Genomic DNA, 16,101 nt, shown 5'->3' with positions numbered 1-16,101 from the left:
ACACAGTCCCCCCGAGAGACGGCCGATATCGTCGGTTTCGTCTTCTTTTAAATACTCAAACGGGACGGGTGTAGACGTGTTCGGGGTACGACTCCCCGCCGATGGTCGTCGTCCCCTTGCTCGTCCGCTCGAAGCCGTTGGCCTCGTAGAACGCCGTTCCGGGGTCGTTCGCCGCGAGCGTCATCGCCTGGACGCGCTCGACCCCCCGTGCAGCGAGTTCCTCGCACGTCGCTTCGAGCAACTGGGTCCCGACGCCGGTCCGGCGGCGGTCCGGTTCCACGTAGAGGCGCAGGACGGTCCCCGTGTCGCCGTGGACGACGGCGTGGGCGAAGCCGATGACCGCGTCGCGCATCGCGGCGGCCAGCACGAGCACGCCGGGACTCTCGACGTCGGCGGCGAGTCGCGACTCGTCGTACCACTCCTCGACCGTCTCGGTGGCCGTCTCGCGGGTGAGCACCTCGTCGCGCTCCCAGGACGCGCGGGCGATACGTCTGAGCGCCGGGACGTCGGCGAGCGTCGCTTCCCTGACGTTCATGTCCCGTGGTACCACGGGTGGCGGCTTAACGCCTACCCGTCAGCCCATCGCCTCGAACGGTTCCTCGCAGTCCGCACAGAAGTGAATCGACCGGCAGAGCGACGGTCCCTTCGGGTGCTCGCGCTCGGTGTTCGTCCCCCCGCAGTACGGACAGCGCGCGGGCGCGCCCTCGCCACCGGCGGCCACGCTCGGGTCGAGGCCCCTCATACGCTCACCCCGAACTCGCGGAGGTCCTCGCGCCCCGCCTCGGTGACCATCTCGACGGACCACGGCGGCGACCAGACGAGGCGCACCTCGGCGCTCGCGACGCCCTCGGGCGAGGCGGCCGCCTCCTCGACGTCCGAGAGCAGCATCTCGCGGGCCGGACAGCCGGTGTACGTCAGCGTGAAGTCCACGACGACGTGCGCGCCGTCCTCGCGGTCGTCGAGCGCGACGCCGTAGACGAGACCGAGGTCGACGACGCTGACGGGCATCTCGGGGTCCTCGACGTCGTAGAGCGCGTCCCAGACCGCGCGTTCGAGGCCCGTCGTCCCCGTGCCCGTCCGGGGGAACGCCTCGTGGGCCTGCCCGCGGTCGTAGCTGGTGTACGCGCACGCGCGCGACTCCGTCGGGTCGTCGACCCTGACGTCGTCGTTCGGGTCGGGAGCGAACTCGTCGTCACTCATCGTCGGGGTCCCGCATGATGCGCCGGGGCTCGCGCCGGCCGAGTTGCTCGTAGGTGTAGGTCATCTCGTTGTAGAGGCGCTGCCAGTGGTCGGTGTGCGTGCCGTCGCGCCCGTGGGCCTCGGGCACCAGCGCGGCGAGGTTCACCTCGCCGTCGGTGACGCGCAGGCCGAGCGACTCGAGGAACGGGACGACGATGGCCAGCCAGTCCTCCCGGAGCGTCTCGATGGACTCGGTCCGGACGCCCAGGTCGACGATGGCGTCCTCCTGTTCGGTGGGCTCGAACAGCGTCAGCGCGTAGGGGAACAGGCGGTCGAGCGCCGCCTGGACGCGCTCGCGGCCCGGGTCGTCGTCGCAGAGGCGTTCGAGCCAGTTCTGGGCGTGCTCGCGGTGGTAGGACTCCTCGGCCTGCACCTTGGCGACGCGGTCGGCGATGCGCGGGTAGGAACTGCCCGCGAGCGCCTCCAGTCGGAGGTGTTCGGCCACGTCGTGGAAGTACGACCGGAGGACGCAGTCGGCCCAGTCGCCGCGCTCGAAGGGGAGTTCGAGCAGCGTCGCGTGACGGAAGTCGTCGGGCGCGCGTTCCCAGATGAGGTCCTGCTCGCGGTAACCGAAGTCCTGAAGCAGGTCGTACCAGAGACGGGCGTGACCGAGTTCGTCCTGTGCGATGTTGGCGATGGAGATGTCGGCCTCCAGCGTGGGGCCGCGGACCTGCCAGTCGATGTAGCGCTCGGCGGCGACGTACTCGTCGTCCGCGAGCGCGCGCAGGAGCGCCTCGACGGCCGCCCGCTCGCGGTCGTCGAGTTCGTTGGGCCCGGGGAGCGTCGCTGCGCTCATCGCTCACCCCGGGCCTCGCTCGCCGCCTCCTGCTCGCGCTGGGAGGCCTCTATCTCCGACGCGAACGTCTCGTCGGTGGCGAACGTCGGTGCCCACCGGTAGCTCTTGTCCGTCGTCCCGCCGAAGGCCGTCTCGCTCGCGTCCACCTCGGCTATCTCGTCCTTGGGGACGACCCACAGCGAGTTGGCCGGCTTGCGCCGGGCGTGCATCACCTGCGCGAAGGTGAGCGCCATCTCGCGGTCGGGGGCGTGGACGTTGCCCACGTGGACGTGGTAGTCCTTCTTCTTCTCCTGTCTGAACACTTCCCAGATCATGGTCAGTCGGCCGCCGCGCCGGTCACCCCCGGCGCCCCGGGCGTCTCGAGCGACTCGCGGACCCACTCGACGGCCTCCTGGGTCCGGTGGCGCTTGGCTATCTGGCCCGCCCCCTGCGGGTACTCGTTGCGGGCGATGAGGCCGAACTCCTCCCAGTCGAGTTCGTCCTCGGCGACGCGGTAGCGCTCCTCGTAGTCGTCGTACCAGATGCGCGGCGTGTCGGGGACCTCGAGGCCGTACTTTTCGGCCTTCGGGAGGTAGACGTTGAGGAACGCCGTCCGGAGTTCGTCGTTCCCCATCGTCTTCAGGCCCACCGCGCTGGAGAAGTCGCTGTGCGTCGAACGGTCGTTCGTGGGACCGAAGAACTGCAGGATGCGGGGCCACCACAGGTCGAACGCCTCCTGGAGGCGCTGGCGGTCGCGCCGGGACCCGGCGGCGAGTTCCTTCAGGATGTCCTCGCCGTGTTTGATGTGGAAGCCCTCCTCGAAGCAGATCTTGTCGATGGCGTGCGCGTAGGGTTCCCACGAGGTGCGCTTCAGCGTCGCCTGCCGGCGCATCGCCGCCCCGTCGACGAAGAACATGATCATCGGCAGTTCGTACCAGTCGGCGAGGGGGTAGTGGAAGCAGTTGAGGAACTTCCCCTCGCCGTTGGCCAGTTCGTCGAGCATCTGCTCGCGCGTCTTGATACCCAGGTTCTCGGCGGCGCGGTAGAGCAACTGCCCGTGGCCGATCTCGTCCTGCACCTGCGCGCTGACGGCGAGTTTGCGTTCGAGACTCGGCGACTGGCGGATGAACGGGCGCTCGATGTACGCCCCCATTATCTCCGAGTTCGCGTGGAACTGTATCATCCGGGTGGCCGCCTTCCGGTACTCCTCCGGCATGTCGTCCTGCGGGCCGAACTCACGCGGCCCGGCCCGGCGCTTGACCTCCTCGATGTCCATACCGGATAATCTGTAACGGATTGGCATACCGGTTGGCCCGTCCATACACGGCCTTTATATGTACGTCGTGCTAACTCGTCACGTGATTCCGGAGTGCCTCGTCGTCGAGGTGGGGGTGCGCGGCGACGACTGTCCGCTGGCGACGGCCACCCGCGAGGTGCCGGTCGTCGTCGACGCGCGGCCGCCGCAGTTGCGCGCCGACGGCTACGCGCTCCTCCAGTTCTCGGCGCCGGCCGACGACCGACTCGCGGACGCCCTCGACGACGACGACCGCATCCGCTACCTCCACCGCTCGCGCGTCGACGGTCGGGACAACTACCGCTGTCTGTCGAAACACCCCTGCGTCGTCCACGAACTCGTCAGCGTCGGCCTCGTCGTCGAGTCGCTCACCTACCGCGCCGGCGACGCGCGTATCCGGGGGGCGGTGGTCGGCCACGACGTGCTGGAGGGGGTGATGGACCGCGCGGGCGAGACGGTCGGTGTGAGCCTCCAGCGCGTCTACCCCCTCGGCGATGACGACGACCACCCGGTCGCCACGCGCTGGGACCTCACCGAACGGCAGGAGGCGGCCCTCCGGACGGCGTTCGAGATGGGGTACTTCGACGTCCCGCGACGGACGGACGCGGCCGCCGTCGCCGGGGCGCTGGGTATCAGCAAGTCCGCGTTCCTCGAGCGACTCCGGCGGGCGGAACGGACGCTGGCGGAACGGATGTTCGGGTGAAAAGGGCTACGTGCGTCGCCTGGGCATCGTCGAGTGCATGTCCGAGCGGGAGTCCTGGGACGGCATCGTGGAGAGGCTCGAAGTGAACCGCGGCGGCGCCTCTTTGTCCTCGTCCTCCGCGTCGTCCTCCTCCGCGTCCTCGGCTTCGTCCTCGTCGTCACCGATGTCGTCGAGCAGGGCGCTCGTCTGGTCGACCGCGTTCCGGAGGGAGTCGAGCGGCGAGGACTCCGCTCCCGCCTCGCTCTCCGCGTCCTCGTCGGTACCGTCGGATGCGTCGTCCGGCGTCGACTCCTCCTCCTCCGTCGCTTCGCCGTCGGCGAAGAGGTCGGTGAGTTCCTCGCGGAGACCGGAGGCGGCCTCGTCGTCGTCCCACGAGCGCGAGAGCTTCGAGAGCTTCAGCAGTCGTTCGAGGTCGAGGACGCGGCCCTCGTCGCCCTCGGCGAGCGCCTCGGGGATGGACCCGTAGTCGGCCTCGCCGTCGGGACCCGTCACGCCGACGGCCTCGAGGAGCGCCACCGAGTCGGCCTCCTCGACGACCGCGGCGGCCTCCTCGGCCGTCTCGCGGAGCGCGTCGCTCGCGTCGCCCCCGCTCTCTTCCCCGTCTTCGTCGCCGAAGAGGGTCCCCGCATCCGCGAGCACCCCCTCGACGCGGTCGGCCAGTGAGTCGCTCATTCCTCGGAGGCTTCGTCCTCAGCGTTCGTAAACTGCTCGACGATTTCGTCCGTCATCTCCTCGCGGCTGAGGTTCGCCTTCACGTCGACCTCCTTGGCGATAGACTGGAGTTCGCGGTACGACATCACGTCGAGCAGTTCGCGGAACGTCTCCTCGCGCAGCGAGGCAGCGTCGTCGGGGAGGAGCGACGACGCCTCGGATTCGGCGTCCTCGGCTGCTTCTTCGGCCTCCCCGGCCGCTTCCTCCGCTCCCTCTTCGGCCTCATCGGTTCCTTCAGCAGTCTCTTCGGCCGCTGCTTCGGCCTCCTCCGCACTTTCCTCGGCCGTCTCTTCGCTCTCCGAAAGGGCGGCGGTCACCTTCTCTGCCGCTTCGGCGACCGCCCCGTCCGCCTCTTCGGCGGTTGAAGTCGCCTGGTCGGCCGCGTCGGAGGCGGCCTCCTCGACTTCCCCGGCGGTCTCCTCGGCCTTCGACTGCGCCGCGCTCTTGAGCTGTCTGGCCGCCTCCTCGGACGCGATGTCGCCGACCGCCTCCGAGAGCGACTCGACGAGTTCGCGGTCGGTCAGCACCTCGCGGACGCTCTCGACGAGGCGGTCCTTCGCGTCGGCGAGTATCTCCCGGATGGACTTGCCCTCCTGGATACCCTCGACGACCGCCGCCTCGATGGCCGCGCCGATCTGTCGACCCAGTTCCCGTCCCACGCGCGCGCCGAGCTGTCGGCCGACCTCCTCGGCCACCTCGTCGCTCGCGATGGCGTCGTTCAGCCCCGAGGCTACGAGGTCGCCGAGCGACGAGTCGTCACTCATCGTGGCTCACCGTCACGCGTCGTCACCCTCACCGTCGCCGCCGTCGTCCCCGCCGAGCAGTTCGGCGAGGAGCGACTCGCCGACGAGCCGACCGACGGCCGCTCCGAGGAGCGCGCCGAGGAGTTCGCCGAGGTAGGCGCCGAGCGACGCGCCGATGCCGCCCTCGGCGTCACCGTCGCCCTCGCCCTCGCCCTCGCCGGGGGCGAACAGCTCCGCCAGCGGCGTGTCGGCGAACAGCTCCGCCAGGTCGACGTCCTCGAGCACCTCGTCGAGGTCGATGCGGCTGGTCAGCGTCTCGCTCATGCGCTGGCCTCGTCCCCTCCGTTCCCGTCGTCGGACGACCCGCTGCTCAGCAACTGCTTGACGACCGAGACGAGCACTTCGACGAACAGTTCGCGCAGCGGGAGGCTCCCGAGCGTCCCCGACGCCGAGTCGCTCAGCCCCTCGAAGGCGTTCGAGAGTCGCTCCCGGACGTCCTCGCCGAGTCCTTCGAGCGGGTTGAGCAACCCGTTGAGCAGGTCCTGGAGCCCGCCGTCGAGCAGGTGTGCCACCGCCGAGAGGAGGTTGCCGACGAGGTTCCCCTCCGCCTCGACCGCCTCGACGTCGAGGTTGACATCGTCGAGGTGGACCTCGAGACCGAGCAGGTCGAGGTCGAGACCGTCGAGGTCCAGGTCGAGGACGCTCGTCGTCTCGCCCTCGCCACCGCTCTCGCCGTCATCGCCCGATTCCCCCTCGTCTTCCTCCTCGCCGCCGTCAGTGAGCAGTCGCCCCTCTACCACGTCGTCGTCGATAACCGTCGGGTGGACACCGTCCATGTCCTCTGACGTGCACGCGAAACGCCGATAGCAGTTGGGGTTGCGCTCGCAAGTCCGGCTTTATCAGGGGCGACCGAACGCCCGTCGGCGGGTCGTGGGGGCGAAACGGGAGGTGGACTCGGGAGAACGCTTATGCCCCCGTGGCCGTGCGAATCGGCTATGGGATACGCAGTGCTGGCGGGACCGAACGGCGTCACGCTCCGGGGAAGCGGCGACCTCATCGGCGCGCACTTCCACCGCATCGAGGAGGCGGTCCGAGAGCGCTACGACCTGGCCGGGGTGACCCGACCGCGACACGTGGGGTACGCACGCGTGGCCGAGGACGACGACCTGGCGCTCACCCTGTTCGACGACGCAGCGCCGTCTCGCCCGTCCGCGAGGGCGCGAGCGACGGCACTCGCGTCGGCCGGCGAGTGAGACGGCATAAGCTTTCTGGTCGGATGATAGACATGTTTAACATCGCCCGGACGCAGGTGAGTGCATGGTCACTGACAGCGAATCGCACTCTACCCCCCTCACTGTGACCGTCGCCGACCACCCTCCGGCCCCCCGCCGCACGGGACTCCTCGACCGGTTGTGGGGTCGTCCCGGACGGACGCGCAGGGTCGTCGGGTCGGCCGACGGTATCGTGTTCATGGACGCCGCGACCGGACGGCGGCGATAGACGCCGCACGTCGACCGGCCATCCGTCGGAGAGACATCGGTCGCGTCCACTCAATCGACCGGCGGACCACGGGCGGAACGGACCACGGACGGAGACGTGCCCGATGGGTCGAGCCTGTACGTCCCCTCTTTTGTACGCCCGGGGCCGACGCGACGACGGAGACACGCCCGCAGTTCACGACGAGTGCCGACCATCAGCCCTACCCACTACGTTCGAGGGCCCGAGGAGCGCCGTCTCGTCGTCTCTCGGGGCCGTATGGCAGTCCTTAACCGGACCTTTCACGCGGTAGCAACCGCTTATCCGATACGAAAGGTCCTGAATCGGGTCGAAACGTCTTCGGTACTTAATATCAGTACTGGTGAGATAGCATCAATGGCACCCGACAGGCGTCAGACGCGCTCGGGCGGTTCCCGCGGCGCAGACGACAGCATACTCGAATCGATCGGCGGGATGACGGTCGCGGCCGTCGCGGCCGCGGTCCTCCTCGTCGCCGTCGGCTCCGTCGTCGTCTGGGGCGTCCTCCCCATGCTCGACGACCGGGCGGCGGCGGGAGACGAGAACGACACCATCGACACGACGGACGACATCACCGACGCCGCGAGTTCCGAGACGAACGGGACCGACGATGGAACCGAGAGCGAGTCGGGCGAAGGGGTCGCCGACGAAGACGACGACGGGACCGGTGACTCTGACCCGCCGGACGGCGCTGACGACGGCGACACCTCCAGTTCGGACGACTCCGATTCTTCCGACGGTGCGAGCGACGACGGTGCGGACTCCGACGACTCGGACTCGACCGACGACTCCGTCACTGACGAGAGCGACGACGGGTCGGACGACCCGGACGTGAACGACGACGGGTCGGACGATTCGAACACCGACGACTCGACCGACTCCGACGACTCCGACGCTGACGACGGTGATTCGGACGACGAATCGAGTGACGGCGATTCGGAGGGTTCCGACGACTCCGATGATTCCTCTGACGACTCCTCCGCGGACGACTCCGACAACTCTGACGACTCCGACGACTCGGACGACTCCGACAACTCTGACGACTCCGACGACTCGGACGACTCCGACAACTCTGACGACTCCGACGACTCCGACGACTCCTCCGCGGACGACTCCGACGACTCCGACGACTCCGATTCCGACGACTCGGCCGCGAGCGACGGGGAGACGCACACGCTGGTCGTCGACGGCCAGCAGGCGTCGACGAGCACCTACCAGGTGACCGTCTCGGGCGAGTTGACGCCGCTGCGTGGTGGTACCGACGACGACACCATCGGACCCGACGGGAGTACGCTCTCCGGGCAGGTCGACGACGGCTACGACGCCTACGAGTTCACCGGCGACCTCCGGCAGGTCCAGGTCTCGGGGAAGGCCGTCGTGAAGGTCGACGGTGAGGTCGTCGCCCGCGCCGGCGGTGCCACCGACCAGCGACCCGACGACCAAAACGACGAGAGCGAGACGTCGCCGTACGCCGTCCAGTTCGACGGACACGAGGGCGTCTGGGAGGGCGAGATGACCGTCGACGGCGAGTCGGAGACCGTCCCGAGCCAGGGTGCCCGGTTCGAACCGGCCGCCGACGCGGAGACGGTGCGCGCGGAGGCGACCAACTACGAGTACGACAGTCCCGTCTCGCTGGCGTTCGAACACGACGGCGAGACGTACTTCGACGAGACCGTCCGCGACAAGTACGGCGCGGTCGGCTTCGACTACGAGGCCGGCGCGTCCGCCTCCGGCGACGCCGTCACCGGCGACCACGAGGTGACGCTCGACCGGGACGGCGTCCTCTTCGTGACGAAGGAGTACCAGACCGACGACGGCGTCCTCACGACGATGGAGAAGCGCTACCCCGACGCGGGCGAGACCACGACCATCGAGGGTGACGCCGACCTGCGGGGCGTCAGCGTCGAGTTCGGCTACCCCGACGGGGTCCCCTCCGACGGCGAGTTCACGGGCACGCTGACGTACCCCGACGGCTCGACCGAGACGGCCTCGGGCGACTACAGCGCCGAGTTCTCCCTCGGGACGGCGCCGAGCTACTACTGAGGACCGACGCGAGCGCACGTGCGCTCGTCGCCACTCTCATCTTATTTTCACTCCCTCCTCGCGCTTCTTCGCCGCCGGGAGCGGCGACACCTGAGAGTCGGCCCAGGGCGTACGACTATACCCGCGGGCGACGAGGAGGAGGGCGTGTCACGCGACCCCCGCAAACAGCTAGCGACGAACGTACTGACAGCGCTCGGCCTCGGCACGTACTACGGGCTCCGGGAGGACGAGGAGAGCTACCGCACGCTGGTCGTCGGCTACCTCGTCGCGGCGGTGAGCGTCGTCGTCGGGTATCGACTCGCCCGACTGCGGAAGTGAGGGAGGGTCTACTCGCGGCGCTTGAACATGAACTTCATGTCGCCCGCGAACACCTCCTCGCCGTCCTGATTGGTGGTGTGGGCGTCGATGACGACGAGGCCGGCGTCCTCGCGGCTCTCGAACGCACGTCTCTCGGTCACCTCGAACTCCGCCTGGACGGTGTCGCCGATGTAGACGGGGTTCGGGATGTCCATGTAGTTCATCCCGAGGAAGGCGACGACGGTGCGCTCGACGAACCCGCAGCGCTGGACCAGGCCCGTCGTGAGGATGAACGTCATCGGGCCGTGCCCGATGCGCTCCCCGAAGGGTCCGTCCTCGGAGTACTCCTTGTTCGTGTGGAGTTCCGTCCAGTCGCCCGCGAACGCGGAGTGGAAGACGAAGTCCGCCTCGGTGATGGTTCGACCGGCGCTCTCGAAGGTCGTGCCGACCTCCATGTCCTCGAAGTAGTGCGGCTCGTAGCTGTACGCCATGCACTACGACTCCGACGTGGAGGACATGAAGCTACCGCCGAGCGAGGGGTTCGTGAGGGGTCCGGAGACGCGCCCGGACCCCGACCGCTCACTCCACCTCGCGGTGGTCGAACACGCGCTTGACCTTCCCGGTCTCCTGACGCTCGATGCCGCCCGGGTCGACCATCCTCACGGCGTCGGGCGAGAACGCGAGTTGCGCGTCGAGTTCCCGCTGGACGCGCTCCCTGAGCGCCCTGACGTCACCGTCGTACTCGCTGGCCCGTTCGACGGTTATCTCTATCTCGTCGAGTTCGGCGGCGCGGTGGAGGTCGATGCGGTACTGCGGTTCGACGCCCTCGATGTCGAGTATCGTGGCCTCGATCTCGCTCGGGTAGAGGTTGACCCCGCGAACGATGAGGAGGTCGTCGGCCCGGCCGGTGACGTTGTCCATCCGGGCGGTCGTCCGTCCGCAGTCGCACTCGTCGAACCGGAGGCTGGTCATGTCGCCCGTCCGGTAGCGCAGGACGGGGAGGCCCTCCTTCGTCAGCGTCGTGAGCACCAGTTCGCCCTCCTCGCCCTCCTCCAGGACCTCGCCCGTCCCCGGGTCGACGACCTCCGGGTAGAAGTGGTCGTCCCAGAGGTGGAGGCCGGCCTGTGCCTCCGCACATTCGATGGCGACGCCGGGCCCGATGACCTCCGAGAGCCCGTAGATGTCGACGCCGGTGACGTCGAGGCGCTCCTCGATGGCCGCCCGCATGGGTTCGGTACACGGCTCCGCACCGAAGATGACGGTCGAGAGCGGGAGGTCCGCGAGGTCGACGCCCGCCTCCTCGGCCGCCTCGGCGAGGTAGAGCGCGTAGGAGGGCGTGCAGGTGAGCGTCTCGCTCCCGAGGTCGGAGAGGAGCTGGAGCTGGCGTTTCGTCTGACCGCCGCCGATGGGGATGACCGTCGCCCCCACCTCGTCGCAGCCGTGGTGGACGCCGAGGCCGCCGGTGAACAGCCCGTAGCCGTAGGCGTTCTGGACGGTCTGCCCTCGCTCGACGCCCGCCGCCGTCAGCGAGCGGGCCATCACCTCCCGCCAGAGGTCGAGGTCCGAGCGGGTGTAGCCGATTATCTTCGGTGCGCCGGTCGTCCCCGAGGAGGCGTGGATGCAGCGCATCTCGTCGTCCGCGACGGCGAACAGCCCGTCGGGGTAGGTGTCGCGGAGGTCCTCCTTGGTGGTGAACGGGAGGCGGTCGAGGTCCGCGACGCCGTCGACGTCCCCGGGGGAGAGTCCGGCCTCGTCCAAGCGCTCGCGGTAGAAGGGGACGTTCTCGTAGACGTGCGAGAACACGTCGGCGAGGCGGTCGTCCTGACGTTCGCGGACGCGCTCGCGTGAGGCGGTCTCGATGTCGTTCCAGACCATGCGAGGGACTTGCAGGCAGATGCGAAAAAGGTGCGGGACGCGGGGACGAGGTGTAGCCGGGACGAAGCGAGGGGCTACCCCGAGAACTCGTGGTAGCTCAGCCCCTGGCGCTTCATCTCGCTGCGACGGCGTTCGAGGAACGAGTAGACCGCCCCGTGGGGCGCACCGTCGAGGAGCATCTCGACCGCGCTCCGGACGGTACGGACCTGCTCGGGGCCGCCGATGATACCGACGGTCGAGCCGTAGATGACGACGGACGCGCCGGAGAGTTCCTGCATGAGCTGACGGGTCCGGCCGTCCTCGCCGATGAGTCGGCCCTTCTGTCGCCGGAGGTCGTTCTTGTTTCTGGTCGCGGCGTCGAGGTCGACGAGTTCGAACATCCGCATGTCGTCGTCGAGCAGGGAGAGCGCCTCCTCGGGGGCGAACCCGCGGCCGATGGCGCGGACGATGTCGGGACCCATCAGCCCGGTGACGGGGTCGCCGACCGTCTCGACGGCGACCGCACCGGTCTCGGAGTCGATGTCGAGTCGCACCTCGGCCCGGTCCTCGATTCGCCGCATCGTCTCGCCGCCCTCGCCGATGAGGGCGCCGATGCGGTCCTGCGGAATCGTCACGTGCTGCATGGGCCTGCTAACGGGTGGGTGCGTTTCAAGCCTTCGCCAGCGCACTCCGGACCGGGCCGGCGTAGACCACCTCACGGACGCGTTCGCCGAAGAGGTCGGTCTCCGACTCGATGACGAGTCGGACGCCCCGCCCAGCGTAGAACGACCGGCCGACCTCGTTCTCGGCGAGCACGCGAATCTCGACGTACTCGGCCCCGCGCTCGGCGAGCCGTTCGAGGACGGCCTCGAACAGCCGACTCCCGACCCCCTCGCCCCACCGCCCGGGGTCGACGTAGAGGGAGGTGAGGTGACCCGTCGCGCGGTCGAGGCGACCGGTGGCGTAGCCCACCACCCCGTCGGAGGCGGCGACGCGGTAGACGACCGACGGGTCCTCGATACCCTCGGCGACCACGTCGGGGTCGTACCACTCGCGCATGGCGCGCTCGACCGTCTCGGCGTCGAGGAACGCCCCGTAGGCGGCCTCCCATCCCAACTGGGCGACGCGCCGAATCCCGTCGACGTCGGCGGCGGCGGCCGGTCGGACGGTGACCTCTGTCATAGGAACCCCCTCGACGTGCCGGCGCTTCAGTGTTCGCCGGCGGCCGTCGACAGGTCGGGGCCGAGACCGACGGCCGCGAGCGCCCGTTCGCGCTCGCGGTCGGTGAGCCGGTAGGGCGCGAGCGCGGCGTCGAGGTCGGCGTCGCTCGGCCGGCGCGCCCGGTGGGCGTCGAGGAAGTCCGCGATGCGGTCTGCGGCGTACGCCTTCAGCTCGCCGGTCAGGAGGTCCCCCGAGCGGTAGTCCCGGGCCAGCCGTTCGACCGTCGCGTCGTCCGGTTCGAAGAACGCCCGGAGGTACCGGAAGGCGACGTCGACCTCGGGGTCGCCGCCGTGTTCGCGGTGGGCCGCGACGCTCGATTGCCCGCCGGAGTAGGCGTAGCGGGCCACCTTCTCGTGGACCGTCTCGCGGTCGTCGGTGAGGGCGATGGTCGGCGCCCCGTCGCCGCTCGTCGTACTCATCTTGCCCGGCCCGTCGAGCGCCGGGAGGAAGCGCGCGAGGAGCGCCCCCGGTTTCTCGACGTCGAACCGCTCCTTGGCGGCGAGGTCGCGCGCCAGGCGGACGTGCGGGTCCTGGTCGACGGCGATGGGGACGGTGGTGGTGTGAGGGCCGCGGACGAACTGGGGGAGCAGGAGGTGCGTCGCCTGCACCGCCGGGTAGAACCCCGCCCCGGCGGAGTCGGGCGCGCCGTACACCGCCTCGACGGTGGCCGGGGTGAGGTGCTTCGAGAGGGCGGTCGCCAGCGGGTAGACCACGTCCGCGTCGGCCGTGTCGACGACGATACGGGTGCGCTCGGGGTCGAAGCCGACCGCGAGGAGGTCCCTGAGGTTCTCGCGGGTGTACCACCGCACGTCGGCGAGCGAGAGGTCCCGCGTGAGGTACTTCTCGTCGTCCGAGAGCGGGAGGTAGACGTGCGCGCCGGTCGCCGCCTGCAACCACTTCGCGACGTAGAAGGGCAGGACGTGGCCGAGGTGCATCGGCCCGGAGGGACCGACGCCGGTGACGACCGAAAGCGGCGCCTCCGACTCGCAGGCGTCGAGCAGGGCGTCGACGTCGCGACCGGCGTAGAAGACGCCACGACGGAGCATCGGGTGCGGTGGCTGGGGGAACCGGGCGAGGTGGTCGTCGGTCAGTTCGGCGGCGCCGAAGCGCTCGACGGGCGTCTCGTAGTCGACGTCCCGGGGGTCGAGGGTCGTGGAGTCGGCGGCGTGGTCGGAAGCGGTACTGTCGGGCGCGTCGGGTGTGTCGGGGTCGTGGTTCGTCGGCATCGGAGTCGAGTCGGGGTGGTCGGCGGCGAGGCGAGAAGGAGAGCGGAGGGAGCGCCGACGGCCCGCCAGTCGCGGTTAGGCCGCGACGGCGACGCCGAGGGGACTGTCCGCTGGCGAGGGGGGCGACCAGCGCCAGCGGGACGGCCCGGTCATCGGGTAGAGAGAGCCGTGCGAGCGAAAAAACGGTTGCGGTCGTCGCGGTTGGAAACGCGAGGACGCCCGTCGTCAGCGGTCGGCGCGTTCGACGCCGGCGACGCGCCCCCGTTCGTCGACGTGGCCGGTGAGCGACTCGCCGTCGAGGGTGAGTGTGACGGTCACCCCGTCGGCGTCGACGTCGTAGGCGACATCGCGCTCGGGCAGCAGTCGCCACGACGGGGTGCGTGTCGTGTCGACGCCGTGGTCGTAGAGGAACCCCAGGGTGGCGGGGTGATACAGGAGGGGGACCGACGCCGACACACGGGCGACGTCGCCGCAGCGGTCGCAGGCCCAGGCGATGGACGGCCGGTCGTGCTCCGGTTCCAGTCGGCCGGTCACCCGCCCCGCACAACTGGCGCAGAAGCCGGCGGTGATGCGCCCGAACAGGGTGTACATCCAGCGGTCGAACGCCTCGGGGAGTTCGTCCGGGTCGTACTGGTCGAGCGTCCCCGGCGGGAACGAGAAGTAGTTGTACCACTCCTCGCAGGCGGGACACTCGATGGTGACGTGGTCGTCCTCGTAGGAGACGGCGAGCGGCGTGGCCTCGCAGACCGGACAGGGGTCGTGGACGTCGAGCGTCTCCAGTCGCCCCTCGGCGGTGTAGGTGCCGGCGAGCAGCGCCCCCACGACCTGCTGGCCGGCGAGCGTGAGGGCGTAGCCGTCCGCCTCGCGACGCACGAACGGCCCGACCAGTTTCCCGAGGTGGTAGTTGAACTTCCCCGAGTCACGTTCGCCGACGCGCTCGCGGAGCGCGGAGAACGTCCGCGGTTCCTGGCCGGCCTCGGCCAGCGCCCGGAGGACGTCCACCCGGAGGTCGTTGCCGAGGAGGGCGAACACCTCGCCGGGGGGCCGCCGGTCGACCGTGATGGGGGAGTCCGACGGTGCCGTGTCGTCCATACCTGCCAACTGCGGGCGGGGGAGAATAGCGTTGCGTCGCTCACTCGGACTCGCCGGTGACGAACGCGAGCATCTCCTCGCCGGTGACGTCGTAGCCCTGCCGCGAGAAGAAGTTCGCCACGTTCCGGCAGTCGCGTTCGAGGAAGTCGCGGCTGTTGGGGTGGTGGACCGTGACGGCCTGGCCGAGGTCGATGACGTACAGTTCCCCCTCGTGGACGACGATGTTGTACTCGCTCAGGTCGCCGTGGACCAGCCCCGCGTCGTAGAGCCGACGGGTGTACTCCCGGACCACCTCGTAGGCCGTCTCGGGGTTCTCGACGGAGACCTCCGCGAGGCGGTGGCCGCGCTGGCCGTCGTCGCCGACGTACTCCATGACGAGAACGTTCCGCTCGACGGCGATGGGGCGGGGGACGCGAACCCCCGCGTCGCGGGCGCGGCGCATGTTGGCGTACTCCTTTCTGACCCACGCCAGCACCACCTTCGACTTGTCGTTGCCGATGCCCTCGAAGCGGGGGTCGCCGTCGAGGTAGTCGCGCATCTGCTTGAAGTCGCTCGCGGAGATGCGATACACCTTCACCGCGACGGTCCCGTCGGGACCGAGCGCCTCGTACACCGACGCCTCCTTCCCCGACGAGAGGGGGCCGCCGAACGCGTCGATGTGGCCGTCCTGGACGAGTTTGTAGATGGCCGCGAACGTCGCGTCGTCGAACACCGACCCCTCGACCTTGAACTGCTCGGCGTCCTTGATGCGCTTCCGGAACTCGAGGAACTCGCGGTCGCGCTTGCGGGCGATGCGGTCGGCCTCGGTGTCGGAGACGTCGACCTCCTCCCACTCGTCGCCGACCCCCTCGACGTTCTCGAAGTCGAGCAGCCCGTACTCCTCGCGACTGCCGCTCACGGGCGTCCCCCCGCACGTTCCTCGTCCGGTCTCTCCCCGGCACCCGCGAGCGAGTCGCTCATACGCTCACTGCCGGATGTGCCCCTCGCGGCGGAGCTGGTCGGCGTCCTGCTTCTCGTAGCGCCAGACGACGTCCGCCTTCTCGTCCTGCCAGTCCCAGGGTTCGACGAGGACGACGTCGTCCTCGCGAATCCAGATGCGCTTCTGCATCCGCCCCGGGATGCGGGCGGTGCGCTCCGTCCCGTCCATACAGCGGACCTGCACGCGGTTCGCGCCGAGCATGTTCGTGACGACGGCGAACACCTCCCCGTCGTCCGGCATTCGGAGGTCTTTCCTCCCGTTGCTGTCGCTCATGTGCCCCCGTTCGTGGGGTGGACGGTTAAAACTTGCAAACCTGCGAGTGCCGTACGCTACGGGTCGTTCCCGGCGTCCGACCGGTCGGACGAGGGGACGAAACGACCGGCTGTCGGTCGGTTCCGGAGGCGGAGTC

22 protein-coding genes are annotated in these 16,101 nt (G+C 69.5%); 4 read left to right on the top strand and 18 right to left on the bottom strand.

From position 1 onward, the window contains the following. Positions 1-55: 55 nt before the first annotated feature. From P1Y20_RS11630 to P1Y20_RS11605, 6 genes are read right to left on the bottom strand one after another with little or no spacing between them, the layout of a single operon-like run. A complete protein-coding gene (locus tag P1Y20_RS11630; RefSeq protein ID WP_304448826.1) occupies positions 56-535 on the bottom strand; it encodes a GNAT family N-acetyltransferase in 480 nt (159 codons plus the stop codon). A gap of 39 nt (positions 536-574) precedes the next feature. Then, positions 575-742, bottom strand: a complete 168-nt coding sequence (paaE, locus tag P1Y20_RS11625) for a 1,2-phenylacetyl-CoA epoxidase subunit PaaE (protein ID WP_304448825.1) — start codon at positions 740-742, stop codon at positions 575-577. After that, positions 739-1,200, bottom strand: a complete 462-nt coding sequence (gene paaD / locus P1Y20_RS11620; RefSeq protein WP_304448824.1) for a 1,2-phenylacetyl-CoA epoxidase subunit PaaD — start codon at positions 1,198-1,200, stop codon at positions 739-741. Before paaD ends, paaE begins: the two co-directional genes overlap by 4 nt. Continuing rightward, positions 1,193-2,035 carry a 1,2-phenylacetyl-CoA epoxidase subunit PaaC gene (gene paaC, locus P1Y20_RS11615; protein WP_304448823.1) on the bottom strand — a complete coding sequence of 281 codons (843 nt, stop codon included), beginning with the start codon at positions 2,033-2,035 and terminating at the stop codon, positions 1,193-1,195. The genes paaD and paaC overlap by 8 nt, the downstream gene beginning before the upstream one ends. Then, on the bottom strand, positions 2,032-2,349 hold the full coding sequence (gene paaB / locus P1Y20_RS11610) for a 1,2-phenylacetyl-CoA epoxidase subunit PaaB (protein WP_304448822.1): 318 nt from the start codon (positions 2,347-2,349) through the stop codon (positions 2,032-2,034). Before paaB ends, paaC begins: the two co-directional genes overlap by 4 nt. 2 nt (positions 2,350-2,351) lie before the next feature. Further along, positions 2,352-3,290: a Phenylacetic acid catabolic protein gene (locus tag P1Y20_RS11605; RefSeq protein ID WP_304448821.1), complete on the bottom strand. Its 939-nt coding sequence runs from the start codon at positions 3,288-3,290 to the stop codon at positions 2,352-2,354. Between the two features lie 82 nt (positions 3,291-3,372). On the opposite strand from P1Y20_RS11605, the gene P1Y20_RS11600 reads away from it, so the two are divergent. Beyond that, positions 3,373-4,011: a helix-turn-helix domain-containing protein gene (locus P1Y20_RS11600; RefSeq protein ID WP_304448820.1), complete on the top strand. Its 639-nt coding sequence runs from the start codon at positions 3,373-3,375 to the stop codon at positions 4,009-4,011. A gap of 6 nt (positions 4,012-4,017) precedes the next feature. Here P1Y20_RS11600 and P1Y20_RS11595 read toward each other — a convergent pair whose 3' ends face one another. Genes P1Y20_RS11595 through P1Y20_RS11580 form a run of 4 tightly spaced genes read right to left on the bottom strand, consistent with a single transcriptional unit; the run spans position 4,018 to position 6,301 of the window. Further along, positions 4,018-4,683, bottom strand: coding sequence for a hypothetical protein (locus tag P1Y20_RS11595; protein WP_304448819.1), 666 nt, complete (start codon positions 4,681-4,683; stop codon positions 4,018-4,020). Beyond that, complete coding sequence (locus tag P1Y20_RS11590) at positions 4,680-5,486, bottom strand: hypothetical protein (RefSeq protein ID WP_304448818.1); 807 nt, start codon at positions 5,484-5,486, stop codon at positions 4,680-4,682. The genes P1Y20_RS11595 and P1Y20_RS11590 overlap by 4 nt, the downstream gene beginning before the upstream one ends. A gap of 12 nt (positions 5,487-5,498) precedes the next feature. Further along, entirely contained in the window at positions 5,499-5,789 is a 291-nt protein-coding gene (locus tag P1Y20_RS11585; protein ID WP_304448817.1) for a hypothetical protein, read from the bottom strand. Continuing rightward, entirely contained in the window at positions 5,786-6,301 is a 516-nt protein-coding gene (locus P1Y20_RS11580) for a hypothetical protein (RefSeq protein WP_304448816.1), read from the bottom strand. Before P1Y20_RS11580 ends, P1Y20_RS11585 begins: the two co-directional genes overlap by 4 nt. Positions 6,302-6,460: 159 nt before the next feature. Between P1Y20_RS11580 and P1Y20_RS11575 the strand changes: the two genes are divergently transcribed. The 3 genes from P1Y20_RS11575 to P1Y20_RS11565 all read left to right on the top strand — a co-directional run bounded on the left by P1Y20_RS11575 (position 6,461) and on the right by P1Y20_RS11565 (position 9,341). Continuing rightward, entirely contained in the window at positions 6,461-6,718 is a 258-nt protein-coding gene (locus P1Y20_RS11575) for a hypothetical protein (RefSeq protein WP_304448815.1), read from the top strand. Positions 6,719-7,337: 619 nt separating this feature from the next. Continuing rightward, positions 7,338-9,023, top strand: a complete 1,686-nt coding sequence (locus P1Y20_RS11570) for a hypothetical protein (protein WP_304448814.1) — start codon at positions 7,338-7,340, stop codon at positions 9,021-9,023. 144 nt (positions 9,024-9,167) lie between these two features. Continuing rightward, positions 9,168-9,341, top strand: coding sequence for a hypothetical protein (locus tag P1Y20_RS11565; protein WP_304448813.1), 174 nt, complete (start codon positions 9,168-9,170; stop codon positions 9,339-9,341). Positions 9,342-9,349: 8 nt separating this feature from the next. Here the strand turns inward: P1Y20_RS11565 and P1Y20_RS11560 are convergent, their stop codons facing one another. The 8 genes from P1Y20_RS11560 to eif1A form a co-directional block, all read right to left on the bottom strand. After that, entirely contained in the window at positions 9,350-9,811 is a 462-nt protein-coding gene (locus tag P1Y20_RS11560; RefSeq protein WP_304448812.1) for a MaoC/PaaZ C-terminal domain-containing protein, read from the bottom strand. 88 nt (positions 9,812-9,899) lie between these two features. Then, positions 9,900-11,195, bottom strand: coding sequence for a phenylacetate--CoA ligase PaaK (gene paaK, locus P1Y20_RS11555; protein ID WP_304448811.1), 1,296 nt, complete (start codon positions 11,193-11,195; stop codon positions 9,900-9,902). 74 nt (positions 11,196-11,269) lie between these two features. Then, positions 11,270-11,818 (bottom strand): KH domain-containing protein, encoded by a 549-nt coding sequence (locus P1Y20_RS11550; RefSeq protein ID WP_304448810.1) that lies wholly within the window; start codon positions 11,816-11,818, stop codon positions 11,270-11,272. Between the two features lie 25 nt (positions 11,819-11,843). Further along, complete coding sequence (locus P1Y20_RS11545; RefSeq protein WP_304448809.1) at positions 11,844-12,356, bottom strand: GNAT family N-acetyltransferase; 513 nt, start codon at positions 12,354-12,356, stop codon at positions 11,844-11,846. 26 nt (positions 12,357-12,382) lie between these two features. Further along, positions 12,383-13,621 (bottom strand): tryptophan--tRNA ligase, encoded by a 1,239-nt coding sequence (trpS, locus tag P1Y20_RS11540; protein ID WP_304448808.1) that lies wholly within the window; start codon positions 13,619-13,621, stop codon positions 12,383-12,385. A gap of 225 nt (positions 13,622-13,846) precedes the next feature. Then, positions 13,847-14,713 (bottom strand): winged helix-turn-helix domain-containing protein, encoded by an 867-nt coding sequence (locus P1Y20_RS11535; RefSeq protein ID WP_304448807.1) that lies wholly within the window; start codon positions 14,711-14,713, stop codon positions 13,847-13,849. 40 nt (positions 14,714-14,753) lie between these two features. After that, on the bottom strand, positions 14,754-15,611 hold the full coding sequence (rio1, locus tag P1Y20_RS11530; RefSeq protein ID WP_304448806.1) for a serine/threonine-protein kinase Rio1: 858 nt from the start codon (positions 15,609-15,611) through the stop codon (positions 14,754-14,756). A gap of 66 nt (positions 15,612-15,677) precedes the next feature. Then, on the bottom strand, positions 15,678-15,965 hold the full coding sequence (eif1A, locus tag P1Y20_RS11525; protein WP_304448805.1) for a translation initiation factor eIF-1A: 288 nt from the start codon (positions 15,963-15,965) through the stop codon (positions 15,678-15,680). Between the last annotated feature and the right edge of the window lie 136 nt (positions 15,966-16,101).

Origin of the sequence: Halomarina ordinaria (assembly GCF_030553305.1) — an archaeon.
Taxonomy (GTDB): domain Archaea; phylum Halobacteriota; class Halobacteria; order Halobacteriales; family Haloarculaceae; genus Halomarina; species Halomarina ordinaria.
Note: the sequence above shows the minus strand (reverse complement) of the source record. Positions and strands in the feature narration are given on the sequence as shown.

Bases quoted from the DNA above. Each gene is read 5' to 3' on its own strand.
- P1Y20_RS11630 (WP_304448826.1), bottom strand. From the start codon at position 535: ATGAACGTCAGGGAAGCGACGCTCGCCGACGTCCCGGCGCTCAGACGT.
- paaE (WP_304448825.1), bottom strand. From the start codon at position 742: ATGAGGGGCCTCGACCCGAGCGTGGCCGCCGGTGGCGAGGGCGCGCCC.
- paaD (WP_304448824.1), bottom strand. From the start codon at position 1,200: ATGAGTGACGACGAGTTCGCTCCCGACCCGAACGACGACGTCAGGGTC.
- paaC (WP_304448823.1), bottom strand. From the start codon at position 2,035: ATGAGCGCAGCGACGCTCCCCGGGCCCAACGAACTCGACGACCGCGAG.
- paaB (WP_304448822.1), bottom strand. From the start codon at position 2,349: ATGATCTGGGAAGTGTTCAGACAGGAGAAGAAGAAGGACTACCACGTC.
- P1Y20_RS11605 (WP_304448821.1), bottom strand. From the start codon at position 3,290: ATGGACATCGAGGAGGTCAAGCGCCGGGCCGGGCCGCGTGAGTTCGGC.
- P1Y20_RS11595 (WP_304448819.1), bottom strand. From the start codon at position 4,683: ATGAGCGACTCACTGGCCGACCGCGTCGAGGGGGTGCTCGCGGATGCG.
- P1Y20_RS11590 (WP_304448818.1), bottom strand. From the start codon at position 5,486: ATGAGTGACGACTCGTCGCTCGGCGACCTCGTAGCCTCGGGGCTGAAC.
- P1Y20_RS11585 (WP_304448817.1), bottom strand. From the start codon at position 5,789: ATGAGCGAGACGCTGACCAGCCGCATCGACCTCGACGAGGTGCTCGAG.
- P1Y20_RS11580 (WP_304448816.1), bottom strand. From the start codon at position 6,301: ATGGACGGTGTCCACCCGACGGTTATCGACGACGACGTGGTAGAGGGG.
- P1Y20_RS11575 (WP_304448815.1), top strand. From the start codon at position 6,461: ATGGGATACGCAGTGCTGGCGGGACCGAACGGCGTCACGCTCCGGGGA.
- P1Y20_RS11570 (WP_304448814.1), top strand. From the start codon at position 7,338: ATGGCACCCGACAGGCGTCAGACGCGCTCGGGCGGTTCCCGCGGCGCA.
- P1Y20_RS11560 (WP_304448812.1), bottom strand. From the start codon at position 9,811: ATGGCGTACAGCTACGAGCCGCACTACTTCGAGGACATGGAGGTCGGC.
- paaK (WP_304448811.1), bottom strand. From the start codon at position 11,195: ATGGTCTGGAACGACATCGAGACCGCCTCACGCGAGCGCGTCCGCGAA.
- P1Y20_RS11550 (WP_304448810.1), bottom strand. From the start codon at position 11,818: ATGCAGCACGTGACGATTCCGCAGGACCGCATCGGCGCCCTCATCGGC.
- P1Y20_RS11545 (WP_304448809.1), bottom strand. From the start codon at position 12,356: ATGACAGAGGTCACCGTCCGACCGGCCGCCGCCGCCGACGTCGACGGG.
- trpS (WP_304448808.1), bottom strand. From the start codon at position 13,621: ATGCCGACGAACCACGACCCCGACACACCCGACGCGCCCGACAGTACC.
- P1Y20_RS11535 (WP_304448807.1), bottom strand. From the start codon at position 14,713: ATGGACGACACGGCACCGTCGGACTCCCCCATCACGGTCGACCGGCGG.
- eif1A (WP_304448805.1), bottom strand. From the start codon at position 15,965: ATGAGCGACAGCAACGGGAGGAAAGACCTCCGAATGCCGGACGACGGG.